Below are 24,633 nucleotides of genomic sequence, written 5' to 3'. Positions count from 1 at the left end.
CCGGTATGGCATCCCGGCGTAACGCCCGACGACTGGAGCCTTCGCCGCCCAGCGGCACCGCACCGACCCGCACGGCGCTCATCACCGGAGCCGCCACGGGCATCGGCCTTGCGACAGCACGAGCGCTCTCGGAAAACGGGTGGCGGGTGATCGGGACGGCGCTTCCCGGGCAGGACGTCACATCGCTGCGCGACCTCGACCGCACCACCGTGCTCGAAGTCGACCTGACCGACGACGAATCGCTCCGGGTACTGCTCGACGCCGTGGTTGCGCAACCACGCCTCGACGCGGTGGTCAGTAACGCGGGACTCGCCGTGCCCGGACCGATCGAAGGCCTCCCCGCCGACCAGCTGCGGCGGCAACTCGAGATCAACACGATCGCGCCCGCGGTGCTCGCGCGGGCGCTCCTTCCGCAGTTGCGGGAAACGGGAGGCGGGATGGTGTTCGTCGGAGCCGGGCAGGGCCGGGTGGCCCTCCCCTTCGGCGGCGCCTACGGTGCCAGCAAGGCGGCATTGGCCGCGCTGACCGATGCACTTCGCGCGGAGGTCGCCGGCTCCGGTGTCAGCGTGAGCCTGATCGAGCCGGGGGCGGTTCGCACCGGCATCCTGACCGACAGCACCGCTCGCGGCCACGAGGTGCTCGACGGCATGCCCGCCGACGTCGCCGGCCACTATCGAGCTCCGATGATGGCGACATTCCAGCGCGCTGAGCAGGCATTCCGCACCGCGGCGGCGCCGGAGGACATCGCCCGGCTGATCGCGACGATCCTCGACACCCGGACGCCGAAACCACGCCATCTCATCGGCCGGGAGGCCCGCGCGCTCGCGCTGATCGCCCTGTTGCCCTCGAGCTGGCGCGCCCGAATCGTGCAACGTCTCGCGCGCTGAAGGCCGGGCGAATTGCCACGTCCGGCGGCATGGTCGAGAATACCCTGGGGGGTATCCAACCCCGGACTTGGAGACACACATGTGCCGACCGCTGAAGATCGTCATCGTCGGGGGCGTCGCCGCAGGCATGTCCGCCGCCACCCGGCTGCGCCGTCTGGATGAGACAGCCGAGATCGTCGTGTTCGAGCAGGGCGATCATGTGAGCTTCGCCAACTGCGGATTGCCGTACTTCGTCGGCGGCGTCATCGCCGAGCGGGACTCCCTGCTGCTGCAGACGCCGGAGTCGCTCGGGTCGCGCTTCGCGATCGACGTGCGGGTCGGTCATGCGGTCACCGCTGTCGATCGTGCGGCGCGCACGGTGACGGCGCGCGATCTGCGCACCGGAGCGACCGCCCCCCACGCGTACGACTACCTGATCCTGGCGGTCGGCGCTGAACCTCGCGAACGCGGCGGTTACGGCGACGATGGCCCCCCGGTCGTGACATTGCGCACGATCGACGACGTCGACCGGATCACCGCCGTCTTCGCCGCGCGCGCGGCCACCCCGACCCGCGCCGTAGTCATGGGCGCGGGGTTCATCGGGGTGGAGGCGACCGAGAACCTGGTGCGGCGCGGCCTTGAGGTCACGCTCGTACAGCGCGGCCGGCACGCACTGAGCCCGCTGGATCCCGAGATGGCCGCCCCCATCGTCGACGAGTTGGCCCGTCACGGCGTGGACGTGCGCACCCGCACGACCGTGGAGCAAGTCGATGCGTCCGGAGTGCGGTTGTCGGACGGGACGACCGTCGACGCCCAGCTCGTGATCGATGCGCGCGGCGTCGCGCCGGCGTCGCAGCTCGCCCGGGCAGCGGGTCTGACGATCGGCGCGTCGGGCGGCATCAGCGTCGACGGCCACCACCGGACGGACGATCCCCGCATCTTCGCCGTCGGGGACGCCGCGGAGAAGACGGATGCCGTCTCCGGCGAACCGACGCTCGTGACGATGGCGGGCCTCGCCAACCGGCATGGTCGCGCAGCGGCGGACGTCATCGGCTGGGAGACCGGGCGCCTCGACGTCGCTCCCGCCCCCGCGTCCGGCGCGTTCGGCACGGCCATCGTCGGCCTGTTCGACGTGACGATCGCGATGGTCGGCTGGAGCGAGCAGCGACTTGTCGATGCGGGCCGGCCGCACCACGTGATCCACACCCACCCCACCGACCACGCCGGCTACTATCCCGGCGCCGGCCGCATGGCCATCAAGACGATGGTCGATCCCGGTACCGGTCGCATCCTCGGCGCGCAGATCGTGGGCGGCAGTGGTGTGGACAAGCGCATCGACGTGATCGCGACGGCGATGCATGCGGGCCTGCCTGCCGCGGAACTCGCGAACCTGGAGTTGGCGTATGCGCCGCAGTACGCCAGCGCGAAGGACCCCGTGAACATGGTCGGCTACATCGCCGGCAATCTTGCCGCGGGCGTCAGCGAGACCCTGCAGTGGCACGAGCTCGACGCCGCCCTCGCCGCAGGGGCGACCCTCATCGACGTCCGCGCCCCGCACGAGTACGACGCCGGGTGCATCCCGGGAAGCGTCAACATCCCGCTCGATACGATCCGCGACGAGTCGGCTTCACTTCCTCAAGGCGACCTGATCGTCCATTGCCAGGTCGGACAGCGCGGTCACACCGCGGCGAGGATCCTCACCCAGCGCGGCCGTCGAGTGCGCAATCTCGACGGCGGCTACCTCACCTGGAAGGCCGGCAGCACCATGAACCTGCGGGAGTACGCATGACCGACACGACGCCCGACGAGGCCGCCGAGATCCGCCGGGCCGTCAACCGACTCAAGCGAGCCCGCGGTCAGCTGACCGGGGTGATCGATGCCATGGAGTCGGGCGCAGACTGCCGTGAGGTGGTGATCCAACTCGCCGCGGTCGGCAAGGCAATCGATCGCGCCGGGTTCTCGGTGATCAGCACTGCGATGCGCAAGTGCGTCACGACTGACGACGACGCTACGGAAGGGGCCGATGCCGGCGGCGTGAGCGTCGCCGAGTTGGAGCGGCTGTTCCTCTCACTCGCCTGACCCCGCCCGTGTGGGCGGGCGGGTGCCCCGCACCTAGAACGGTGGGGGTGCGCCGCTGCTGGCCGCGGCGATGAATTCGAGCGTGCGCTGCGGGATGTCGGGGTAGACCCGTCCGGTCGGGCTGGTCCACACCAAAATCCCGCCGGGGTGTTGTTCCACGGTCCAGGCGGTGTTGTGTTTGAGCATGTGGTGCCGTTTGCACAGGTGGGCGAGGTTGCACACCCGGGTGGGGCCGCCGTGGGCGTAGTCGACGGTGTGGTCGATGTCGCAGTGCCACACCGCGGCGCGGCAGCCGGGGAACCGGCAGTGCTCGTCCCGGCCCCGTAGGAACCGGCGTTGCGCCCTGGAGGGCCGGTAGGTGTCGGTGCTGTCGATCGCGCCGGTGCGGAGGTCGGTGAACATCCGGTCCCAGGCGGTGGCGTGGGAGGCATAGTCGCGGGCGGTGTCCGGGTCCATCGGGCCGTGCCCCACGAAGGTGGCGGGCACATCCGCACCGGTCAGGGTCGCAGCGGGCACCGTCACCTGGATGTGCGCGACGATCGCATCCGTCTCACACACCGTGGCATCGGAGGCTGCCGCAGTGGCGTGCCCGGTGAGCAGCAGGTCACTGAGCACATCGGCGCGGCGCTGATCCATCGTGCGGTCGTCGGGTTGCGCGGCGTCCACGTGGTCCGCCCCGTCGGCCTCGGCGTCCTGTTCCAGCAGCATGCGGGCGCACTGGGTGATCCGGTCCATGATCCCGTGAACGAGGTGCGCGGGGAGCAGAGCACCCAACTCGGCCATGCCGTCCGCCAGGTCGTGCACCCAGACCCGGCGGGCTTCCGCCGCCGTCGCATACCGCTGCACGAACGGAACAGGGTCGATGCGTTGCGCGAGCGCGAGGATCGCCGGTCGCGCCCGGCCCGCGGTCTCCTTCTCCGCGACCGCGAGGGCGGCCTGTTCGAACATCGCCCGCGCGTCGGGGTCGGTGAGCCGGGCACCGGCTTCTTCGATCACCCGCAGGTGCCCGATGTCGATGCGGCCCTCCGCCAGTGCGGTGACGGTGGCGGGGAACCGGTCACGCATCACGGTCGCCTGGTGGATGCGGTTCTGCATGCCCCGATCCGACCGGCGCGTCGCCGCGGCAAGCTCCGCCGCGATCGACCGCAGCGGCAGTTCCCGTTCCCGCTGCGACGAGAGCGGGATGCGGGCAGTTTCCGCCGCCGCGATGTCTCCCGCGCGGCCCAGCAGTGCGAGTTGGCGGGCCTGGATCGCGGCGAGCTGCCGGTCGGTCTCCACCATCTCCGCGACCACCGCGATTGCCGACATCACGTCGGTCGGGGTGGTGGCCGGGGAGGTGTTCATACCCCCAATCCTGCCGACCCCCTCCGACATTGAGAGGCCTAAAACCCAGGTCCCACCCGCATTGTGGGAAACTCGCGAAACTATCTCCTGGGGAGGAGACCCTCAAGACGCGGTGGCATCCCGGGTGCGCCCGGCCCGGGCACGGGCCAGCGACCGCGCGGCCGGATTCGGTGCATAAGCGAGGTCACTGACCGCCTGATTCACAGCAGTGCGCGTGCGCGCACTCACCTTTTCGTCATCGTTGATCACCCGCGACACGGTCGACCTCGATACGCCGGCCGCGGCGGCGACATCCTCGATGGTCGGGGCGCGATGGTCGTTCATGGCAGTCCCTCCTCCCGGCGCGCGGTGCGCCCGCACTGAGACGTCGAACGGCACGCCGCAGACTCGACACCCCGCCACAAGGAAAAAGGAGAACGGCTAGGACACCTCGCGCACCTGTGCAGGTCGCACCTGGTCCAGATACCGCGCGACCGAGTCACGACTGCGTTTGAGGCACGAGAGACGCTCCTCGATGGCGGTGAGTTCCTCCGCCAGTTCCTCGGCGAGCGCGATCGAGCAGGATGCCGGCACGCCCTGCTCACTTTGCCGCTCGATGTCGAGCACGATCCGCGCCATCCGGGTCGACAGCCCCGATTGCACGAGGGCGCGCACCCGCGATGCGAGCTCGACATCCGACGCGTCATACGCGCGGTACCCGTTCGACGCGCGCCGCGAGCTGATGAGACCCTGCTGCTCGTAATAGCGCAGCATTCGAGTGGGGATGCCGGTTCGTTCCGACAGTTCGCCGATCTTCATGTGTCCGTCTGCTCCGTTGCTCTTGACATTGACATTGGTGTCAGACTCTAGCCTCGACGCATGACCACCTCAACGGCCCCCGTGCGGACGCCTGGACAGACGGGGCACCTGCCGCTGCGCCCCCTCCTGATCCTCAGCCTCGCCGTCCTTGTCACGGTCACGGCGGAGTCCCTTCCGGCGGGCCTCATGCCCGAGATGTCGGCGGATCTGGGCGTGCCGCCGGTGCAGATCGGGCTGCTCATCTCGGTATGGGCCCTGACCGTCATCGTGACGAGCATCCCCCTCGCGCGTGCCACCGCGCGCTTGGACAGGCGGCTTGTCGTGGGCATCTCGCTCGCGACGTTCGCGCTGGCGAACCTCGCGACCGCGCTCTCGCCCGGCTACGAGTTCGCCCTCGCCACCCGCATCGCCGCCGCCCTCTCCCACGGACTCTTCTGGGCCGTCGTGATCGTCTACGCCAGCGCCCTGCTGGCACCGCCGCATCTGGGCCGGGGCCTGGCGATCGTCGCGGCCGGCGGCACGGCCGCGACGGTCGTGGGCCTGCCGGCCGCCACCCTGCTCGCCCAGGCGCTGGGCTGGCGCGCGACGTTCGTCGTGCTGGGTTTGGTCGCACTGCTGCTCGGCGTCGTCGTCGTGCGTGGCATGCCCCGCTACCAGCCGGCGACACCACCACGCGGCAAGGGCAACCGGCTGTGGGGCGACCCGTCACTTCCCGCCCTGGCCACCTTCGGCGTCGCGGCGATCCTCATCGCGGCGGCACAGTTCGCGTCCTTCACCTACATCCGCCCCTATCTCGAGACCTCCGCCTCGATCGACGCGCAGTGGGCGGCCGGGCTGCTGTTCGTCTACGGCGCGGCCGGCATGGTGGGCGTCATCATCGCCGGGTTCCTCGCAGACCGCTTTCCACGCAGTTCGTTCGCGATGACCCTGATGTTGTTCGCCGTCGCGTTCGCCACCCTGGCGATCGCCCCGGGAACGCTCTGGGCGGTCGTGGCCGGCCTCGTGATCTGGGGCTTCGCACTGGGTGCGATCTTCCCGCTGCTGCAGACGACGCTGATGCGGGTCGCGACGGACAACACCCGCACCCTCGCGGGAGCGGGGATCGTGGTGTTCTTCAACGTCGGCATCGCCGTGGGTCCGTGGTTCGGCGGCCTTCTCGGTGGTGAAACCGCGCCGACGGTGAACATGGCGGCATCCGCCGTCGCGATGCTCGTTGCTGCGGCGCTCGGCGTCGTCGGCTTCCTGCTCGCCCGTCGAGACCTCCCCCGCGGACACCTCGCCGACCCGGATGCCGCCACGGACTGAGCCCGGCTATGGACGCGGGTCGATCGCGCCGGACTGGCGCATTTCGGTGCAGGCGCGATCGCGGTCATCCCCGAAGACCTCGAAACGTCGAGGCTTCACGAAGGCCTTCGTGGTCATCGATCCGGTGCTGGTCGAGGCCGGATCGTGCAGCGCGTGCTCACGCTGCGGGCTTCCCGTATGTGCTCAATCCCGACGTCGTGTGACCCTGGCCCGCCCGCCTTCGGGTGGCAGTTGTTGTCGCTTCACACCCGCGCGAGCGACACGAACTGCCACTTGAACGCACCGAGGGCGTCAGTCCGGGCGTCGCACGCGCGGCGCGGGAGGCGGGGGCACTTCCTTCGCGGCGACGATGTCGGCCACCGCGATGCGCTCGACGCCGCGCTTGCCGTCGACGACCACCGTCGTGGCATCCGCACTCAGCAGCTCGCCCAGCGCATCGGTCGCCTGGCCGGTGGGCAGCAGGTACCGCACCACGACGCGGTGGCCGGGCGCGGGCAGGTTCACCATGAGCCGGGCGCGTAGTCCTTGAGGAACACCCCGAACACGTCTTCGCCGGCTTCGCCGCGCACGATCGGGTCGTAGACGCGGGCGGCGCCGTCGACGAGGTCGAGCGGTGCGTGGAATCCCTCTTCGGCCAGGCGCACCTTGGTGGGGTGCGGGCGCTCGTCGGTGATCCAGCCGGTGTCGACGCTGGTCATCAGGATGCCGTCGGTCTCGAGCATTTCGCGCGCGCTCGTGCGCGTGAGCATGTTGACGGCCGCCTTGGCCATGTTGGTGTGCGGGTGACCGGGTCCCTTGTAACCGCGACCGAAGACACCCTCCATTGCGCTGACGTTCACGATGTAGGTGCGCCGCGCGGTGCTGGCCGCAAGCGACGGACGCAGCTTGGACACCAGCAGGAACGGCGCCGTCGTGTTCGCCAACTGCACCTCGAGCATCTCGAGCGGGTCGACCTCGTCGACGCGCTGGGTCCAGGAGTTGACGTGCTCGAGGTCGGGCAGCAGCCCCCCGGCATCGATCGCGGTGCCGGCGGCGAGCCGCTCGAGCGAACTGGAGCCGGCCGTCATCGCCTGCTCGGTCAGCTCGTCGGCGCGGGTGGCTGCCGCGGCGAGGATCGGGTGCGCGCTCACCGAACGCTCCAGGGCCTGCGGATGCCGGTCGTTGGTGTGCCCGAAGGTGACCAGTTCCGGCAGCGGCCCGTTCGGCAGCGGTGCCAGCTCGGCATCCACCAGGGGCTGATACGCACCCGGCGAGCGCCGCACGGTCTGCGTGGCGTTGTTGATCAGGATGTCCAAGGGCCCGGCCGCGGCGACGTCGTCGGCGAGCCCGATCACCTGAGCCGGGTCGCGCAGGTCGATGCCCACGATCTTCAGGCGGTGGATCCAGTCCGCGGAATCCGGAAGGCTGCTGAAGCGGCGCACCGCATCGCGCGGGAACCGGGTGGTGATCGTGGTGTGGGCGCCGTCGCGCAGGAGGCGCAGCGCGATGTACATGCCGATCTTCGCGCGGCCGCCGGTGAGCAGGGCGCGCCGACCGGTCAGGTCGGTGCGCGCTTCGCGCTTGGCGTGGCTCATCGCCGCACACGACGGGCAGAGCTGGTGGTAGAACGCGTCGACGACCGTGTAGGGCTGCTTGCAGATGTAGCAGCCGCGCGCCTTGATCAGCGTGCCCGCCGTCGGTGCGGTCGTAGCCGTCGAGATCGGGATGCCGCGGGTCTCGTCGTCGATCCGGTCGGGCGCGCCCGTGGCGGTGGCCGCGACCACGGCACGGTCGGCGTCGGCGATCGCGTCACGGATCTCCCGGCGGCGCACCTTCTTCACGGCCTTGAACATCGCCGCGGTCGCCTGGCGGACGGCGACGTAATCGGGGTGGGTCTGGTCGACCTCGTCCATGCCCGCAAGAACCTTCAGCGTGACCGCGAGATCCTCCGGGTCGATGCCGCTCGGCGGCAGGTCGGACGTGGTGGGAGTCACAGGGGGCACAAGTGATTCTACGTCCGGCCACATGGGCGAAACCTGTTACCGTGCCAGCGTGACCCCCACCCCCTCCGAACGCGCGGCCGCCCGCAGCATCCATGTCTCGGCGGCGGTCATCGTCGATGACGACGGCCGGCTGCTGCTGGTGCGCAAGGCGGGGACCACGGCATTCATGCAGCCCGGCGGCAAACCCGAGCCGGGCGAGACGCCCAGCGAGACGCTCAGCCGGGAACTGGCCGAGGAGATCGGCATCCGCATTCCGGCCGATGATCTGCAGCCGCTCGGCGCGTTCGAGGCCGCGGCTGCCAATGAGCCCGGCTTCGTCGTGATCGCCGACGTGTTCGCCGCCGATATCGGCACGCAGCAGCCGCAGGTGGCTGCCGAGATCGCCGAACTGCGCTGGGTCACGCGGGCGGATGCCGACCAGCTCGAGATCGCGCCACTGGCGCGGGAGTACTTCCTACCGGCCTGAGAATGCCCCCGGCCGGCGCCCAACTGCGTCACGTACCGTTGAAGGATGACGAGCAAGGCTGAAGCATCCTGGTACTGGTCCGACGAAGGCGTGAACTTCCACACCCGCAAGTGGGTCCGCCCCGAGGACCTCAACGCGAACGGCACCCTGTTCGGCGGGAGCCTGCTGCGGTGGATCGATGAGGAAGCGGCGATCTACGCGATCCTGCAGCTGGGCAACTACCGCGTCGTCACCAAGTTCATCTCCGAGATCAACTTCGAAGCATCCGCCCTGCAGGGCGACCTGGTCGAGATGGGCCTCACCGCCACGCACTTCGGGAGGACGTCGCTGACCATGCGTGCCGTGGTGCGCAATATGATCACCCGAGAGCGCATCCTCACGATCGAGAAGATCGTGTTCGTCAGCCTCGACGATGACGGCAAGCCCAAGCCCCACGGATTCACCGACATCACCTACGACCGCGACCGCATGCCGCGCGAACATCTCGGTACCGGCACGGTCACGCTCCCCACGACCTGAGGAACACCGTGCCACAGCCCGACTACGACGCCCTCTCCGAATCCGACCTGCGAGCGGCGGGGAGCGTGAAGTGGTCGACGTTCCCGGACACGATCGGCGCGTTCGTCGCGGAGATGGACTTCGGTCTGGCTCCGGCGATCAACGAGGCGCTCCGGGGTGCCCTCGACCGCGGGCTGACCGGCTATCTGCCCACGCAGACGGCGACCGACATGGCTGAGGCCACGGCGGCCTGGTACGCCGAGGCATACGGGTGGGCGGTGCCGGCCGAGCGCGTGCGCCACGTTCCCGACGTCATCGCCGCCTTCGAGCTCGCGATCGAGAAGTTCACGAGCCCCGGCAGCGCCGTCATCGTGCCGACGCCGGCCTACATGCCGTTCCTGTTCGTGCCGCAGCTGCACGGGCGCGAGGTGATCGAAGTGCCGAGCATCGAGATCGATGGCCGCATGACCATGGACCTCGACGCCATCGGCCGCGCCTTCGACGACGGTGCCGGCATGGTCGTGCTGTGCAACCCGCACAACCCGCTCGGCACGGTGTTCCGCAGGGACGAGCTCGTCGCGCTGTCGGAGGTCGTCGCGGACAAGGGCGGGCGGGTGTTCTCGGACGAGATCCACGCGCCGCTGGTCTACCGACCCGCCACGCACATTCCCTATGCGTCCGTGTCCGACGTCGCGGGATCGCACACGATCACGGCCGCATCGGCGTCGAAGGCGTGGAACCTCGCGGGGCTGAAGTGCGCGCAGGTGATCCTCTCCAACGACGCGGATGCCGCGACGTGGGAGACGTTCGGCTTCTGGGCCGGCCACGGCACCTCGACGCTCGGCGTGATCGCCAACACCGCCGCCTACTCCGCGGGGGCGCCCTGGCTGGAGAACGTACGGGATTACCTCGACGGCAATCGGCGGCTGCTCGCCGAACTGCTGGCCGAGCACGTGCCGCAGGCGCGGATGACGCTCCCCGAGGGCACTTACATCGCGCTGATCGACTTCCGTGCGTACCGGCTCGAGGGCGACCTCGGCGAGTGGTTCCGTGAGCACGCCGGGGTGGCCATGACCGACGGCGCCGCGTGCGGGCAGGCCGCGATCGGCCACACGCGGTTCGTATTCGCCCTGCCGCGTCCGCTCCTGCGTGAAGCGGTCATGCGCATCGCGCGCGCCCTCGACGGCCGCGCGACGAAGACCGCCGCGGCGTAGCCGGCGTCACCCGGTCCCGCCCCCGAGGTCAGATCACCCCCTACCTCGCCGCAACATTGACCGCTGAGGAACGCGTCGGCTCGATCGCGACATCGCGCCGCCTGGCCCGCCGATCGATGCTTGACTTAGCGGGCGAGCTGGGGGCGTTCCCTGCACGGCGAAGGGGACGATGACGGTGGATCTGCGTTGGCTGACCGCGCCGGAGGACGAGGTCGCGGCCGCGATGGCGACGGTGCGCCGCACGTCACGACCCAGCTGGGTGCCGACGAAGCGGCAGGTGCTGCTGCGGGTGAATCACTGCCTGATCCTCTGGTATCTCTGCATCGTCTTCATGGTCTACGGCATCAGCGTCGACTCGTATCACGGCGGCCAGGCCACCGCATCCGACATCACCGGACTCTTCGCGGCCATGGCGTTCCTCGCGGTATGGCTCTTCGGCACCTACCGGATGCATGTCTGGGCGGCCAAGCCCCCGTCACCGCGCGCACGCCTCAAACAGTGGCGGCAGACCCTGACCGCTCTGGCGAACGGCTTCGAACAGCAGCCGCTTCAGGCCGCCACGTTCCGATCGATGATCACCACGGGCAACCCGGATGTGCGCGCGTACCCGCGATTCACGGCCTCCGACGTGGAGTTCGGCAACATCCTGCGCGGGGCCAATCGCTCCAGCGGATGGCAATACATCGCGATCAAGCTGCCGGCACCGCTGCCGCACGTGATCCTCGACGCGACATCGAACAACCGGCTCGGTAGTGACCTGCCCACCACGATCGACCGCGGTCAGCGGATCTCGCTGGAGGGCGACTTCGACAGCTGGTTCCAGGCGTACTCGCCGGTGCAGTACCGGCAGGAAGCGCTCTACGTCCTCACGCCCGACGTGATGGCGGCTCTCATCGATGAGGCATCGCGCTTCAATGTCGAGATCGTCGATGACTTCCTCGTGTTCTTCACCTCGCCCAGTGCCGACTTCGCCGAGCCGGAGCACTGGCAGTCCCTTGACGGCATCCTCACCAACGTGGCCCCGCGCATCATCGCGAGAGCGCGCCGCTACGTCGATGAACGGGTCCCCGGCCAGGAGGTGCCGCGGGCGCTGGCGGCGGTGCGGGCCACGCTCGAAAACCCATCCGAGCCGTGGCGGCCGCCGACGCCCCGCATCGGGCCGGACGGACGCCGACTCGCGGTGCGTGAGCGCAACGGCCTGCTGTCCCTGCTCGGCGCCGTCGCGTGGTGGGTCACGTCTCTGCTGCTGCTGTATCTGGTGCCGGGAACCTTCGCCTTCGCGGGGTTCATGTCCATCGTCGACGGCCGGTGAGCCGGGACCGCGCCCTCGCAGCGGTCCCGGCCACCCTCTACACCGCCGGGCGCGTCGCTTCCTCAAGGAGCTCCAGCACGTGGCGGTACTCCTTGCCGGTCGCGCGCGACATGCCGATCTCGCACGTGCGGTTGCACGATGCGTGGGCGTCGGCGTCCAGCGCCTTCACCTCGGCGGCCTCGGCGGCCGTGGCCGACGCAGTGAGCTCGGGATGAAGCATCCCGCGGTCACCGGCGAACCCGCAGCATCCCCACGCGTCGGGCACTGTCACTGTCGACGCGACGGCAGCGCCGACGGCGTTCAATGCCGGGTTCAGCCCCATCTGCGTGGACGAACAGGTCGGATGCAGCACGAGCGAGTCGACGATCGGTGACACCTCGCCCAGCACCGGCAGCACCAGGCGGGCGACGAAATCGACGGCATCCTCAGTGCGGTAGGTGAGCCCGGCGTCGGAGAAGATGTGCGCGAAGCCCTCCGTGCAGCTCGCGCCGTCGCTGACGATCACCAGTTCCCCATCGCCGGAGGCCTCCCGCACGGCGTCGACGACCCGCTTTGCCATCACGTCGCGCCCGCCCGTGAACCCCTTCGAGGTCCATGGCGTCGAACAGCACAGCGACTCGATCCCCTCGGGCACGAGCACGCGGATACCCGCCCGCTCCACCAGTCGAGTGAACGCCTCGGTCACCCCGATGCCGTCATCGGCCGCACCGAACATGCTGTTGACGCACGCCGGCAGGTACACCGCGATGGGGGCGCCATCTCCCCCGCCGAGGCATCCGACCTTCGACCGGCGCTTCTTGCCACCGGCCGGCAGATCGTCGGTGTAGTCGGGCATGGTGTCGGTGCCGACCACGGCACGGCCGACGGTCGTGACCGCTCGCACCAGCCCCGCCGGCACCGCGTCGGCCGCGGTCAGCGCGACCGAGCCGATCCGCGTGACCGGACCCCAGGCCTTCGCCGCCACCTTCCAGCCGGCATCGAGCACCGGGTTGGCGCCCTCACGGCGCAGCCGCTTGACGAGCAGGCCGGTGTTGATGAGAACCGGGCAGGCGGTGACGCACATGCCGTCGACGGCGCAGGTCTCCACACCCGCGTAGTCGTAGTCGCGATCCAGCGACCGTGCCAGCGCGTGATCGCCCGCGGCCTCGGCTCGCACCATGGCGCGACGCACCACGATGCGCTGCCGCGGCGTGAGGGTGAGGTCCTTGGAAGGACACACCGGCTCGCAGTAGCCGCACTCGACGCAGCGGTCGACCTCGATCTCGACAGGCTCGGAGAGCTTGATGTCGCGCAGGTGAGCGTCAGTGCCGTCGTCGATGATCACGCCGGGGTTGAGGATGCCGGTGGGATCGCACAGCTGCTTGAGCTCGCGCATGACGTCGTACAGCTCGTCGCCGTACTGGCGCCGCACGTACGGTGCCATGACCCGCCCGGTGCCGTGCTCGGCCTTGAGGTTTCCGCCGGCACCCAGCACCAGGTCGACCATGTCGTCGGTGAACCCGACGAACCGTCCGAGCGCGGCGTCGCCCTCGAAGCGATCGGTCAGCATGAAGTGGATGTTGCCGTCCTTCGCGTGACCGAAGATGACGCTGTTGCGGTAGCCGTACTGCTCGAACAGCACCTGCAGCGACTCGCAGGTCGACGCCAGCGACGGCACCGGCACGACGATGTCCTCCAGCAGCGCCGTCGTCCCGCTGGGGCGGGCTCCGGCGACCGTCGTGTAGAGGCCCTTGCGCAGCTTCCACGCCGTAGCGCGGGTGGCCGCATCGGGCGAGAACACCGCGGGCGCACGCAGCGGCGCGCCGCCGAGCACCTGAGCACCGCGGGCGGTGAGTGCGGCGAGTTCCTCGTCGCTTCCCCCCTGGTACTCCACCAGCAGCGCGGCCTCGGCCGTGACGTCGAACCCGAGGATCTGCGTGGGCGCGTCGGCGAACGACTGGCCAACCCGGATGCTGGTGGCATCCATCAGCTCGAGCGTCGCCGCCCCCGTCGCCACCAGGTCGGGCAGGGCCCGCGTGGCGTCATCGAGCGTGGCGAACACGGCCAGCGCCGTGCTCGCCTTCGGCATGATCGGCACGGTGCGGTAGGTCGCCTCGGCGATGAACGCGAGGGTTCCTTCGCTGCCGATCAACAGGTGCGTGAGCACCTCGACCGGGGACTCGAAGTCCACAAACGCGTTGACGCCGTAGCCCATCGTGTTCTTCATGGCGAACTGCCGCGCGATGATCGCGACCGACTCCGGGTTCTGGCGCACCCGGCGCTGCAGGCGCACGATCCCCTCGAACAGCTCCGGCTCGCTCTCCTTGAGTCGCGCGTCGGCATCGGGCGCGGCGGAGTCGACGGTCGTCCCCGACGGCAGCACGAAGACGAGCGACTCGAGCGTGCGGTAGGTGTTCTCGGTGATGCCGCACGCCATACCGCTGGAGTTGTTGGCGACAACCCCGCCGATCGTGCAGGCCGCGTCGCTGGCCGGATCCGGACCGAGCCGGCGGCCGTGGCGCAGCAGGCGCATGTTGACCTGCCGCACCGTGGCACCCGGCTGCACCCGCACGCGCTTGCCGCCGTCGAGCACCTCGATGTGGCGGAAACCCTGGCGCGTGTCGATGAGCAGGTCATCCCCGGACGACTGGCCGGAGAGGCTCGTGCCTCCCGATCGGAACGTCACGCGGGACCCGCTGGCGCTCGCGGCGCGCAGCACCCGGGCGATCTCGGCGGCATCCTCGGCCACGATGACCGCGTTCGGGGTGAGCAGGAAGTGCGAGGCATCGGCGGCGTACGACACACGGTCGATCGCACGGGTCTTGATGCGGGATGCCTCGCCCATCGCCCCTCGCACGGCGGCGGGGACGCTGCCTTCGAGAGGGATGGTACGAGCTTGCGTGGCGGTACTCACAGTCCCGGCACCATCCAGCCGAGTACCGGCGTCGACTGCAGGTAGACGAACCCGGTGAACACTGCGAGCAGGCCCAGGCTCCACCAGATGAGCTTGCGGAACAGGTCGCCCTCCTTGCCCGCCATGGACGCGGCGGCTGCCGCGACAGCGAGGTTCTGCGGCGAGAGCATCTTGCCCAGCACGCCGGCGGACGAGTTGGTTGCGGCCATGAGGACCGGGCTGATGCCGGCCTTCTCGGCGGCGGTGACCTGCAGCAGACCGAACAACGCGTTGGACGAGGTGTCCGATCCGGTGATGGCGACACCGAGCCAGCCGATCATCGGCGACAGCAGCGCGAAGAACCCGCCCGTGGCTGCGAGTGCGGCACCGAGGCTCTGGGTCTGACCGGAGAAGTTCATGACGTAGGCGAGCGCCAGCACTGCCACGACCGTGAGGATCGTGAACCGCAGCTGGTGCAGCGTCTCGCCGTAGGCGGCGACGGCGTCTCGCAGGGAGACTTTGTACAGCAGCGCGACGATGATGCCCGACAGCAGCAGCAGTGTGCCGCCGGTGCCGATCACGTTGAGCGAGTAGGTCGTGGAGACCGGGTCGCCTGCCGCGTTGGTGATCGAAAGGCCCGGCCACGGGAAGGCGAGCGTCGCCACCTCGGCGATGGCCTTCTTGATCACGGGGATCTGTGCGACGGAGAACACCGCGATGATCACGACGTAGGGCATGACCGCGTTCCAGGTGAGGTTGCCGCTCGAACGCGTGGTGCGGTCGATGCGCACTGCCTCGGCAACCTGCACGGCAGTACCGCCACCGCTGCGCGTTCCACCGGACGCGCCTGCCACGGCGTCGGTGCCGCTTTCGGTGTCGAACCCGACCGTGGTGGCCGGCTTCCAGAAGCGCAGCATGACCAGCACCGCGATGACGGTGACGACCGATGCGACGACGTCGGTGATCTCGACGGCGATGAAGTTGGCGGTGACGAACTGGGATACCGCGAACGCGATGCCGGCGACGAGGGCGACGGGCCACGTCTGCCGCAGGCCACGCTTGCCGTCGACGATGAACACCAGGATGAGCGGCACGAACATTGCGAGGAACGGCGTCTGACGGCCGGCCATCTGCGAGAGCAGGTGCACGTCGATGCCCGTCACGCCCGACAGCGCGATGATCGGTGCGGCCATGGCTCCGAACGCGACGGGAGCCGTGTTGGCCAGCAGCGAGACGATGGCCGCCTTCAACGGCGCCATTCCGGCTGCGATGAGCATGGCGATCGAGATGGCCACCGGCGCACCGAACCCGGCGAGCGACTCCAGCAGCGCTCCGAAGCAGAAGGCGATGAGGATCGCGAGGATCCGCTGGTCGTTGCTGATCGCGCGGACCCGGTCACCCAGCACCTCGAACCAGCCGGTGATGATCGTGAGCCGGTACACCCACATCGCGTTGACGAGGATCCACAGGATCGGGACGATCCCGTACAGCGCGCCCTCGAACGTGGCGCTGAGTGTCTGCAGCGGTGGCATCTGCCACACCAGCACGGCGAACAGGATCGTCAGGGCGAGACCGGTCAGCGCGGCTTTCCACGCTTTGACCCGGAACACCCCCAGCATCACGAACAGCGTGGCGAGCGGAATGACGGCAACAAGCGCAGAGAGCGCTAGGGATCCGAACACCGGATCGAGTATCTGCTGGAACAACGAGGACTCCCCTTCGAGTCGGAATAGCGCGCATCCTTTGCGCGACTCGATGTTATTGTCTGACAAGTGCACATGTAAGTCAAGTATTCATGTAAGTCACGTACCCATGTCAGCCTGGAGGTACCCTGGTACTACCGCCGTTTTCTGCGCGGAGAACGGAGCGTGAGAATATTGGTCGCTCGGATCGCCGTCGTCTCGGTCATCGATGCAGTAACAGAAGAGCTTCGCCGCCGCGTTCTGTCCGGCGAGCTTGCCCCCGACACGACGCTGGGTGAGGTCGAGATCGCGGAGACCTACGCCGTCGCGAGACCGACAGCGAAGGCGGCGATCGAGAACCTCGTGCGCGAACGCCTGCTGGAACGTAGGGCCCACAAGACCGCCCGGGTCGTGCGCCTCACGCCCGACGACGCGCGCGACATCTATCGCACCCGCGCCATCATCGAGGCAGAGGTGCTGCGGATCCTCGCCACCGAAAAGCGCGTGCCCGATGCCGCACGCAGCGCGAACCGCGAGATCGCCGCGCTGGTCGATGCCTCACCGTTGGAGATCGTGGACCCCGACATGCGGTTCCACCGCAGCCTGGTCGACGCGCTGAGCAGCGTGCGCACTAGCGGCGTCTACGAGTCCCTCGCCTCGGAGGTCGTCTTCTGCATGTCGCAGGTGCAGGGGGCATCGCTCCTGCCCACCGAACTGATCGCGGGTGAGCACGAGCGGATGCTCGAGCTCATCGAAGCGGGCGACGGCGACGCGGCGGCGGCGTTGCTCGAACTGCACCTCGGCCGCGCGCGTGAGCGGCTGGCCGCACGCCTCGGCGGCGTCGCCGGCCCCGAGGCATCCGCGCCCTCCACCCTCTGACGAGCGGGCCGCTCGGCGCGGCCCCTCCCCCCGTGAGACCGCAGCTGGTGGCCGAGACCGAAACAACCACGATCGTGAGCGCGCGGAACGCGGTCGCGTCTCATAAAGTCGAGGCGTGGGTTGGCCGCCGTGGGTGCTTGAGGATGTGATCGCGCGCCGTCCAGCGATACGTGTCAACCAACTCGGGTACCTACCGGGGCAGCCGCTTCAGGCGACACTGGTGTCCGAAAGGTCGGACGCGGTCGACTTCGCGGTGATCGACGAGGACGGCACCGTCGTATCCACGGGCCGCTCGCAGCCCTGGCCGATTCGGCCGGAGCCTAGCTCCGCACTGACGGTCCACACTTTGGAATCCGCCGGCATCGCCGCACCCGGCAGCTGCCTGCGCTTGACCTCTGCGGGGTTCGGCAGCCATCCGTTCCGGGTCGCGGAGGACATCTATGCAGGTCTGTTCGCGGACTCGCTACGCGTGTTTCGGCTGATGCGGTCCGGCATCCCGGTTACCGCGGACGTCCTACCGGGCTATTCCCGACCCGCGGGGCACGTGAACACGCCTCCGAATAGCGGCGATGCGGCGGTCGCGGCATGGACAGGACCGGAGGCGGAAAAGTTATACCCCGGCTGGCACTGCGAGGGCACGTTCGACGTATCAGGGGGCTGGTACGACGCGGGCGACTACGGAAAGTACATGACCAGCGGCAGCATCGCGTGCTGGCAACTGCTCGGCATCCTGGATTTCCTTCCGCCGTCGACGGCACCCGATTCGATCGTCACTGCCGTGCGGGAGGAGTGCCGCTGGCAGCTCGACTGGATGCTGCGCATGCAGGTGCCTGCGCGCGAGCCATTGCCGGGGATGGCGTTTCACCGGATACATGGGACGGCGTGGTCTCCACTTCCCGGACTGCCCCACGACGATCCCACGCTTCGTGTGCTGCACCGCCCGTCCACTGCGGCGACATTTCACCTCGCCGCAGTTGCCGCGCACGGCGCGAGGCAGTTCCGAGAGGCCGATCCGACCTTCGCAGACCGCCTGATGGCAGCAGCGACGAGGGCGTATGACGCTGCGATCGCACACCCGAACCTGCTCGCGCCCGACGATCACGCGCTTTTCGGAGGCGGCCCCTATCCAGACGAGGATCCGTCCGACGATCACTACTGGGCCAGCGCGGAACTGTGGATCGCGACGCACGAAGCGCGTTATCTCGAGCAGCTCGCTGGATCAGCCTGGCACAACACCGACGTCTTCGATCTCGACGGGTTCGACTTCGACCGTGTCGCCGCGCCGGGCAGATTGGACCTTGCCCTCCACGGCTTCCCGCTTCCCGGACTCGCGAACGTGCGGGACAGCGTCATCGCCGCCGCCGACCGTTTGCTGACTGTGGCCGCCGGCCAACCATGGGGCCAGCCCTACGCTCCGGATGCCGGCTGGGGGTGGGGTTCGAACGGGCGCCTGCTCAACAATCTCGTCGTGATTGCCGTTGCTTCGCTGCTCACCGACGAAGAGCGCTATCGGGCTGCCGTTGCAGCAGGCATGAGCTATCTGCTGGGTCGCAATCCGCTGGGGCAGAGCTACATCACCGGCTACGGCACGGACGACACGCGCCATCAGCGGACACGGCAGTTCGGGCACGATCTCGATGATTCCCTGCCGCCTTCGCCGCCCGGCGCGCTCGCGGGAGGGCCGAACTCGCAGCCGCATCCGGACTTCCCCTACGATGACCGCTTGCGGGGGCTCCCCGCGCAGTGTTGCTACGTGGACGAACCGACTTCCGAGGTCACCAACGACATCTGCATCCGCTGGAACGCACCCCTGACCTACATCGCCGCCTTCCTCACGTACCGAGCACGACGCAGATAAGCCACCCCCATCGCCCGTCGTCTGAGAGCATTTCTCCGTGGATGTCGACAATCGAGTCCACGGGTGATCAGCGAGCGCGGAGGCAAACCATGAAGTTCTTGCAGAGGCTCGGACGGTCCATCATGCTTCCGGTGGCCGTGCTGCCGGTGGCAGCGATTCTGTCCGGCATCGGGTACTGGATCACGTCGGCGGCGGGGGCGAACCTCGTCTCGACCTTCCTGAGCGCGGCGGGCGGTGCGCTCCTGGACAACATGCCGCTGCTGTTCGCGGTGGGCATCGCGCTGGGGATGGCGAGTAAATCCGACGGCACGGCTGCGCTGGCAGGACTGGTGTCGTGGCTGGTGGTCACGACCCTGCTCAAGCCGGAGACCGTGGCGCTGCTCACCGGCGTCGGTGACGTCAATGAGGTGGACCCGGCGTTCCTGCGGCTGCAGAACGTGTTCGTCGGCATCATCTGCGGCCTCATCGGCGCGTGGTGCTACGACCGCTTCAAGGACACCCGGTTGCCCGACGCCCTGTCGTTCTTCTCGGGCAAGCGTTCCGTCGCCATCGTGACCGCCGGCTTCTCGCTCATCGTCGCGATCGCACTGTTCTTCATCTGGCCCTTCGTGTACACGGGGCTGGTTGTCTTCGGAGAGTGGATCGTGACGCTCGGGCCGCTCGGCACCGGCATCTACGGGTTCCTCAACCGTCTCCTCATCCCGGTCGGCCTGCACCACGCACTCAACTCGGTGTTCTGGTTCGACGTGGCCGGTATCAACGACCTCAACAACTTCCTCGCCGGCGAGGGCACCTATGGCGTCACCGGCCAGTACATGACCGGCTTCTTCCCGGTGATGATGTTCGGCCTGCCGGGCGCGGCGCTGGCGATGTACCTCACCGCCAAGACTCGGCGCAAGAAGATCGCCTACGGCATCCTGCTCTCCGGCGCGATCTCCTCGTTCTTCGTGGGGGTCACCGAACCGCTCGAGTTCGCCTTCATGTTCCTGGCCCCGGTGCTCTACCTCGTGCACGCGGTGTTCATGGGCATCTCGATGGCCATCAGCGCGATACTGCCGGTGCGGATGGGCTTCGGGTTCTCCGGCGGCTTCATCGACCTGGTGCTCGGCTGGACCAACCCCATGGCTCAGAACCCCTGGCTCATCCCGGTGATGGGCGTCTTCTGGTTCATCGTCTACTTCGCCGTCTTCTACTTCTTCATCAAGCGGTTCAACCTCAAAACGCCGGGGCGCGAGGACGACGACATCCTCGAAGAGGGCACCGAGTTCGACACGCGCAGCAAGGACGACGCGTACCTCGTCACCGCCTCCCGCTTCCTCGACGCGCTCGGCGGTAAGGACAACATCGTCGACCTCGACAACTGCGCGACTCGACTGCGAATGGAGGTCGCCGACGTCAGCAAGGTCGACGACACCGCACTCAAGCGCGCCGGCGCCGCCGGCACCATGAAGCCCGGCGGCACGTCCGTGCAGGTCGTCTACGGGCTGAACGTGCAGTTCGTGAAGGATGCCATGGAGGACATCATGTCCGGCCGGGCGGTGGCGCCCTCGGGTGCCGCTCCCGAGCGGGCATCGACGGCACCGGGCGCATCGTTGGATGCCGGCGGTGCGGCAGTGCTCACCGACGCACCGCCGACCACGGTGCGGCTGCGGCAGCCCGTCGAGGGCCGCGTCGTGCCGCTCACAGAGGTTCCGGATGCCACCTTCGCCGAGGCGATCATGGGCCCGGGGCTCGCGATCGAGCCGACCGGCGACACCGTCATCGCACCCGCCGACGCGACCGTCGGCGCCACCTTCGACACCGGGCACGCCATCGCGCTCGTGCTGGGCGACGGCACCGAACTGCTCATCCACGTGGGGATCGACACGGTCGCGATGAAGGGCGACGGATTCGACACCCTGGTCGAGAAGGGCCAGCGCGTCACCGAGGGCACACCGCTGCTGCGATTCGACCGGGCGAGGGTCGCCGCCGCGGGGCATCCGGCGATCACGCCCGTCGTCATTCTCAACAACGCGAACGCGACCATCGAGTTCACATAAGGGCGAAACACTCTCGACCAATCGAGGCGAATGCCGTTAGCCCACGAGCGCGGCGCGCGGCGGCCACGAACCGGTAGCCACGCGAACCGAGGGCCGTCGCGCGCGCCATCATCAGCGAATCGTCCAGGTACTGCGTCGATTACGCACGCCGTCTGTCGCATTCACAAAGTTAACGTGATGAGAGCCCATTCGAGACCCAGAGAAGAGCACCCTCACATGGCAGTCATCGTCGACAGTCGGCGCACGCGCGGCCGACGCAGATCCGCCATGACAGCGACCACACGCACGGGGTGGCTGTTCGTGCTCCCGTTTGTCGTGGTGTTTCTCATCGGCATTGTCGCGCCTGTCGTCTACGCGCTCTTCCTGAGCTTGTTCCGCACTACCTTCGTCGGCGGCGAGCAGTTCGTCGGCTTCGAGAACTACATGTACGTCTTCACCGACCCGTCGTTCTGGGGTGGCATCGGGCGCGTGGTGGCGTTCATGCTGGTGCAGATCCCGCTCATGCTCGGTATCGGGCTGTTGGCGGCTCTCGCGATCGACAGTGGACGGCTCCACCTGTCCGGCATGTGGCGCATTCTCCTCTTTCTCCCTTACGCGGTTCCGGGAGTCGTCGCCGTGCTCATCTGGGGGTTCGTGTACGGACCCCGGTACGGTCTCGTCGGGACGATGAACGACGCCCTGGGGATGGATCTGCTCATCCCGCTGTCGCCGCAATGGGTGCTCGCTGCGATCGCGAACATCGTGACGTGGTCATTCGCCGGGTACAACATGCTGATCTTCTATTCCGCCCTCCGCACGATTCCGGAGGAGCTGTACGAAGCCGCCTCGCTGGACGGGGCAGGAGCGATCCGAACCATCTTCGCGGTCAAGATCCCCGCACTGCGCGGTGCCCTGGTGATCACATCCATGTTCTCCGTCATCGGAAGCTTCCAACTGTTCAACGAGCCAAACCTCCTGCGGCCTCTCGCGCCCAACGTCATCACGAGCGACTTCACCCCGACCCTGTACGCGTACAACCTGTCCTTCGCAGGACAGCAATACAACCTCTCGGCCACGGTCGCCATCGTCCTGGGAATCATCACCGCGGTGATCGCCTACACGGTGCAGCTGCGCGGCATGCGGGCGGAGCAGCGATGAGCGCCAAGACTTCCGCTGTCCGCGGCCGTCGACCCATACAGCGCCGTTCGCCGATTCTCACGCTCGTCGTCGCGATGCTCGGCATCTACACCCTGCTCCCACTCGCCTACCTCGTCATCAATGCGAGCAAGTCCTCCAGCGACTTCTTCTCCACATTCGGATTGTCATTCGGATCGTCGTTCGAGCTCTTCAACAACATCGGCCGCGTGTTCGCCTACGACGACGGCGTCTTTGCGCGGTGGTTCGGAAACACCCTCATCTACGTCGTCCTCGGGGGTGCGGGTAGTGCCATCATCTCCACGCTCGCAGGCTACGGAATCGCGAAGTACGCGTTCCGCGGACGTCGGGCATTGTTCGCCGTGATCATCGGTGCTGTCGCGATCCCCGGGACCGCTTTGGCTCTGCCCACCTTCCTGCTGTTCAGCAACCTGGGGATGACGAACACCATCTGGGCCGTCATCATCCCGTCTCTCGTGAACCCCTTCGGGCTCTACCTCACGTGGGTGTACGCCACCGAAGCGGTCCCCGATCAGCTCCTCGAGGCCGCGCGCCTGGACGGGTCTGGGGAATTTCGCACCTTCTGGTCGATCGCGCTGCGCTTGCTGGGCCCAGGGTTCGTGACGGTATTGCTCTTCTCTGTCGTCGCCACGTGGAACAACTACTTCCTGCCGCTCATCATGCTGACCGACCCGAAGCTCTATCCCCTCACGGTCGGCCTCGCGCAATGGAATGCCCAGTCCACCGGCACGAATGCCGAGCCCATCCAGACTCTGGTCCTGACCGGTTCCCTCCTCGCTGTCATCCCCCTCATCGTGGTCTTCCTGCTGCTCCAGCGCTTCTGGCAGTCGGGTCTCGCGGCGGGAAGCGTCAAGCAGTGACCACCACAGCATCCACCCACCCCCACGCACCAGACAAAGGAGCAGAATGCGTACCACCACACGGTTGATCGCCCTCACGGCGTCCCTCGGACTCGTCGCAGCCATCGCCGGCTGCGCCTCGACGGACGATGCCGCAGGCGCCCCCACCGACATCGAGACCGCGCTCGAAGAGGGAGGCACTCTCACCTTCTGGTCGTGGGCGACGGCATCACAGGCGAAGGCGGATGCCTTCACCGCCAAGTACCCGAACGTCACGATCGAGTACGTCAATGCCGGCAGCGGCCTTGACCAGTACGCGAAGATCGAGAACGCTCTCAAGGCGGGATCTGGCGCACCCGACGTCGCGCAGTTCGAGTACACGGCGATGCCGCAATTCGCCCTCGGTGGCGATCTCGCCGACCTGACCGCGTTCGGCTTCGACGAGCTCGAGTCGGAGTTCGCTGCCGGCCCATGGAGCTCAGTTCAGTACGGCGATGCCGTGTACGCACTTCCCGAGGACTCGGGTCCCATGGCGCTGTTCTACAACGCCCGCGTGTTCGAGCAGTTCGGCATCGCGGTGCCGACGACGTGGGATGAGTACGTCACCGCGGCAGAGACGCTTCACGCGGCGGACTCCAACTACTACCTGACGTCGGACGGCGGCGACGGACTGTTCGTGAGCAGCATGACCTGGCAGGCCGGCGGCCACCCGTACCAGGTGGATGGCGAAGACATCACGATCGACCTCCAGGACGAGGGGTCACGCAAGTGGACCGCCGTGTGGAACCAGTTGTTGGAGAACGGGCTGCTCTCGCCCACACCCTCGTGGACCGATGACTGGTACAAGCAGCTCGGCAACGGCGAAATCGCTTCACTCGTGAGCGGCGCGTGGATGCCGGGCCTCCTCGAGTCGGCCGCTCCTGAGGCTGCCGGTGACTGGCGTGTCGCACCGATGCCCACCTACGACGGCGGCGACCCGGTGTCGGCGAACTTCGGTGGCAGCGCGATGGCGGTGCTGGAGTCGAGCGAGAACAAAGCGCTCGCCGCGGCGTTCGTGGAGTTCATGAATGCCGACGCTGAGGGTGTCGCGCTGCTCGTGGAGAACGGTGCTTTCCCGTCGACGATCGAGGCACTCACGTCGCCCTCTCTGATCGACGTAGAGAACGCCTACTTCGGCGGGCAGAAGGTCAACGAAGTGCTGCTCGCCGCCTCTGAGGCGGTGCCGTCCGGATGGCAGTACCTCCCCTACCAGAGCTACGCGCAGTCGATCTTCGGCGATACCGCGGGGCAGGCGTATGCGAACCAGACTGACCTGAACGACGGCCTGAAGGCGTGGCAGGACGCTCTGGTCACCTACGGTAACCAGCAGGGATTCACCGTCAACGGAGGCTGAACCTCTCTCGGGCGGGCGCTGGAGTCGTGACGGCTCCAGCGCCCGCCCCTGT

Annotated in this window: 21 protein-coding genes; 14 read left to right on the top strand and 7 right to left on the bottom strand. The window is 68.1% G+C overall.

Going from position 1 to position 24,633, the window contains the following annotated elements:
- Positions 1–5 precede the first annotated feature (5 nt).
- The 3 genes from QNO11_RS01650 to QNO11_RS01640 all read left to right on the top strand — a co-directional run bounded on the left by QNO11_RS01650 (position 6) and on the right by QNO11_RS01640 (position 2,945).
- Positions 6–887, top strand: coding sequence for an SDR family NAD(P)-dependent oxidoreductase (locus tag QNO11_RS01650; protein WP_257508991.1), 882 nt, complete (start codon positions 6–8; stop codon positions 885–887).
- A gap of 79 nt (positions 888–966) precedes the next feature.
- On the top strand, positions 967–2,655 hold the full coding sequence (locus QNO11_RS01645) for an FAD-dependent oxidoreductase (protein WP_257508990.1): 1,689 nt from the start codon (positions 967–969) through the stop codon (positions 2,653–2,655).
- Complete coding sequence (locus QNO11_RS01640) at positions 2,652–2,945, top strand: metal-sensitive transcriptional regulator (protein WP_257508989.1); 294 nt, start codon at positions 2,652–2,654, stop codon at positions 2,943–2,945. The genes QNO11_RS01645 and QNO11_RS01640 overlap by 4 nt, the downstream gene beginning before the upstream one ends.
- Before the next feature lie 33 nt (positions 2,946–2,978).
- Here QNO11_RS01640 and QNO11_RS01635 read toward each other — a convergent pair whose 3' ends face one another.
- The 3 genes from QNO11_RS01635 to QNO11_RS01625 all read right to left on the bottom strand — a co-directional run bounded on the left by QNO11_RS01635 (position 2,979) and on the right by QNO11_RS01625 (position 5,087).
- Positions 2,979–4,289 carry an HNH endonuclease signature motif containing protein gene (locus QNO11_RS01635; protein ID WP_257508988.1) on the bottom strand — a complete coding sequence of 437 codons (1,311 nt, stop codon included), beginning with the start codon at positions 4,287–4,289 and terminating at the stop codon, positions 2,979–2,981.
- A gap of 102 nt (positions 4,290–4,391) precedes the next feature.
- Positions 4,392–4,667, bottom strand: coding sequence for a LacI family DNA-binding transcriptional regulator (locus QNO11_RS01630; RefSeq protein WP_257508987.1), 276 nt, complete (start codon positions 4,665–4,667; stop codon positions 4,392–4,394).
- 42 nt (positions 4,668–4,709) lie between these two features.
- Positions 4,710–5,087, bottom strand: a complete 378-nt coding sequence (locus QNO11_RS01625) for a MerR family transcriptional regulator (protein WP_257508986.1) — start codon at positions 5,085–5,087, stop codon at positions 4,710–4,712.
- 60 nt (positions 5,088–5,147) lie between these two features.
- On the opposite strand from QNO11_RS01625, the gene QNO11_RS01620 reads away from it, so the two are divergent.
- A complete protein-coding gene (locus QNO11_RS01620; RefSeq protein ID WP_257508985.1) occupies positions 5,148–6,392 on the top strand; it encodes an MFS transporter in 1,245 nt (414 codons plus the stop codon).
- Between the two features lie 291 nt (positions 6,393–6,683).
- Here the strand turns inward: QNO11_RS01620 and QNO11_RS01615 are convergent, their stop codons facing one another.
- A complete protein-coding gene (locus QNO11_RS01615; protein ID WP_257508984.1) occupies positions 6,684–6,899 on the bottom strand; it encodes a putative acetyltransferase in 216 nt (71 codons plus the stop codon).
- The gene (locus QNO11_RS01610; protein WP_257508983.1) at positions 6,893–8,398 is read right to left on the bottom strand and encodes an SDR family NAD(P)-dependent oxidoreductase; all 1,506 of its coding nucleotides are present in this window, start codon (positions 8,396–8,398) and stop codon (positions 6,893–6,895) included. Before QNO11_RS01610 ends, QNO11_RS01615 begins: the two co-directional genes overlap by 7 nt.
- Positions 8,399–8,423: 25 nt before the next feature.
- Here QNO11_RS01610 and QNO11_RS01605 point away from each other — a divergent pair, with 25 nt between their 5' ends.
- The 4 genes from QNO11_RS01605 (at position 8,424) to QNO11_RS01590 (ending at position 11,864) form a co-directional block, all read left to right on the top strand.
- A complete protein-coding gene (locus QNO11_RS01605; protein ID WP_257508982.1) occupies positions 8,424–8,840 on the top strand; it encodes an NUDIX hydrolase in 417 nt (138 codons plus the stop codon).
- A gap of 45 nt (positions 8,841–8,885) precedes the next feature.
- On the top strand, positions 8,886–9,359 hold the full coding sequence (locus tag QNO11_RS01600; RefSeq protein WP_257508981.1) for an acyl-CoA thioesterase: 474 nt from the start codon (positions 8,886–8,888) through the stop codon (positions 9,357–9,359).
- Positions 9,360–9,367: 8 nt separating this feature from the next.
- Positions 9,368–10,552 carry a MalY/PatB family protein gene (locus QNO11_RS01595; RefSeq protein WP_257508980.1) on the top strand — a complete coding sequence of 395 codons (1,185 nt, stop codon included), beginning with the start codon at positions 9,368–9,370 and terminating at the stop codon, positions 10,550–10,552.
- Positions 10,553–10,721: 169 nt separating this feature from the next.
- Positions 10,722–11,864 carry a DUF3137 domain-containing protein gene (locus QNO11_RS01590; RefSeq protein WP_257508979.1) on the top strand — a complete coding sequence of 381 codons (1,143 nt, stop codon included), beginning with the start codon at positions 10,722–10,724 and terminating at the stop codon, positions 11,862–11,864.
- A 37-nt stretch (positions 11,865–11,901) separates the two neighbouring features.
- Here the strand turns inward: QNO11_RS01590 and QNO11_RS01585 are convergent, their stop codons facing one another.
- A complete protein-coding gene (locus tag QNO11_RS01585) occupies positions 11,902–14,688 on the bottom strand; it encodes an FAD-binding and (Fe-S)-binding domain-containing protein (RefSeq protein WP_257509222.1) in 2,787 nt (928 codons plus the stop codon).
- 65 nt (positions 14,689–14,753) lie between these two features.
- A complete protein-coding gene (locus tag QNO11_RS01580; RefSeq protein WP_257508978.1) occupies positions 14,754–16,442 on the bottom strand; it encodes an L-lactate permease in 1,689 nt (562 codons plus the stop codon).
- A gap of 162 nt (positions 16,443–16,604) precedes the next feature.
- On the opposite strand from QNO11_RS01580, the gene QNO11_RS01575 reads away from it, so the two are divergent.
- The 6 genes from QNO11_RS01575 (at position 16,605) to QNO11_RS01550 (ending at position 24,581) form a co-directional block, all read left to right on the top strand.
- Positions 16,605–17,297 (top strand): GntR family transcriptional regulator, encoded by a 693-nt coding sequence (locus QNO11_RS01575; RefSeq protein ID WP_308211163.1) that lies wholly within the window; start codon positions 16,605–16,607, stop codon positions 17,295–17,297.
- 115 nt (positions 17,298–17,412) lie between these two features.
- Positions 17,413–19,155 (top strand): glycoside hydrolase family 9 protein, encoded by a 1,743-nt coding sequence (locus QNO11_RS01570; RefSeq protein WP_257508977.1) that lies wholly within the window; start codon positions 17,413–17,415, stop codon positions 19,153–19,155.
- A gap of 89 nt (positions 19,156–19,244) precedes the next feature.
- Positions 19,245–21,194: an N-acetylglucosamine-specific PTS transporter subunit IIBC gene (gene nagE, locus QNO11_RS01565; RefSeq protein ID WP_257508976.1), complete on the top strand. Its 1,950-nt coding sequence runs from the start codon at positions 19,245–19,247 to the stop codon at positions 21,192–21,194.
- A 267-nt stretch (positions 21,195–21,461) separates the two neighbouring features.
- On the top strand, positions 21,462–22,331 hold the full coding sequence (locus QNO11_RS01560; RefSeq protein ID WP_257508975.1) for a carbohydrate ABC transporter permease: 870 nt from the start codon (positions 21,462–21,464) through the stop codon (positions 22,329–22,331).
- Positions 22,328–23,209, top strand: coding sequence for a carbohydrate ABC transporter permease (locus tag QNO11_RS01555; protein ID WP_257508974.1), 882 nt, complete (start codon positions 22,328–22,330; stop codon positions 23,207–23,209). The genes QNO11_RS01560 and QNO11_RS01555 overlap by 4 nt, the downstream gene beginning before the upstream one ends.
- Before the next feature lie 46 nt (positions 23,210–23,255).
- On the top strand, positions 23,256–24,581 hold the full coding sequence (locus QNO11_RS01550) for an ABC transporter substrate-binding protein (RefSeq protein ID WP_257508973.1): 1,326 nt from the start codon (positions 23,256–23,258) through the stop codon (positions 24,579–24,581).
- Positions 24,582–24,633 lie beyond the last annotated feature (52 nt).

The sequence above is a fragment of the Microbacterium sp. zg-B96 genome, assembly GCF_030246865.1.
In the GTDB taxonomy this organism is placed as follows: domain Bacteria; phylum Actinomycetota; class Actinomycetes; order Actinomycetales; family Microbacteriaceae; genus Microbacterium.
Note: the sequence above shows the minus strand (reverse complement) of the source record. Positions and strands in the feature narration are given on the sequence as shown.

Excerpts from the sequence above, each read along its gene's own strand:
- QNO11_RS01650 (WP_257508991.1), top strand. The coding sequence starts at position 6 with ATGGCATCCCGGCGTAACGCCCGACGACTGGAGCCTTCGCCGCCCAGC.
- QNO11_RS01645 (WP_257508990.1), top strand. The coding sequence starts at position 967 with ATGTGCCGACCGCTGAAGATCGTCATCGTCGGGGGCGTCGCCGCAGGC.
- QNO11_RS01640 (WP_257508989.1), top strand. The coding sequence starts at position 2,652 with ATGACCGACACGACGCCCGACGAGGCCGCCGAGATCCGCCGGGCCGTC.
- QNO11_RS01635 (WP_257508988.1), bottom strand. The coding sequence starts at position 4,289 with ATGAACACCTCCCCGGCCACCACCCCGACCGACGTGATGTCGGCAATC.
- QNO11_RS01625 (WP_257508986.1), bottom strand. The coding sequence starts at position 5,087 with ATGAAGATCGGCGAACTGTCGGAACGAACCGGCATCCCCACTCGAATG.
- QNO11_RS01620 (WP_257508985.1), top strand. The coding sequence starts at position 5,148 with ATGACCACCTCAACGGCCCCCGTGCGGACGCCTGGACAGACGGGGCAC.
- QNO11_RS01615 (WP_257508984.1), bottom strand. The coding sequence starts at position 6,899 with ATGGTGAACCTGCCCGCGCCCGGCCACCGCGTCGTGGTGCGGTACCTG.
- QNO11_RS01610 (WP_257508983.1), bottom strand. The coding sequence starts at position 8,398 with ATGTGGCCGGACGTAGAATCACTTGTGCCCCCTGTGACTCCCACCACG.
- QNO11_RS01600 (WP_257508981.1), top strand. The coding sequence starts at position 8,886 with ATGACGAGCAAGGCTGAAGCATCCTGGTACTGGTCCGACGAAGGCGTG.
- QNO11_RS01590 (WP_257508979.1), top strand. The coding sequence starts at position 10,722 with ATGACGGTGGATCTGCGTTGGCTGACCGCGCCGGAGGACGAGGTCGCG.
- QNO11_RS01585 (WP_257509222.1), bottom strand. The coding sequence starts at position 14,688 with ATGGGCGAGGCATCCCGCATCAAGACCCGTGCGATCGACCGTGTGTCG.
- nagE (WP_257508976.1), top strand. The coding sequence starts at position 19,245 with ATGAAGTTCTTGCAGAGGCTCGGACGGTCCATCATGCTTCCGGTGGCC.
- QNO11_RS01560 (WP_257508975.1), top strand. The coding sequence starts at position 21,462 with ATGACAGCGACCACACGCACGGGGTGGCTGTTCGTGCTCCCGTTTGTC.
- QNO11_RS01555 (WP_257508974.1), top strand. The coding sequence starts at position 22,328 with ATGAGCGCCAAGACTTCCGCTGTCCGCGGCCGTCGACCCATACAGCGC.
- QNO11_RS01550 (WP_257508973.1), top strand. The coding sequence starts at position 23,256 with ATGCGTACCACCACACGGTTGATCGCCCTCACGGCGTCCCTCGGACTC.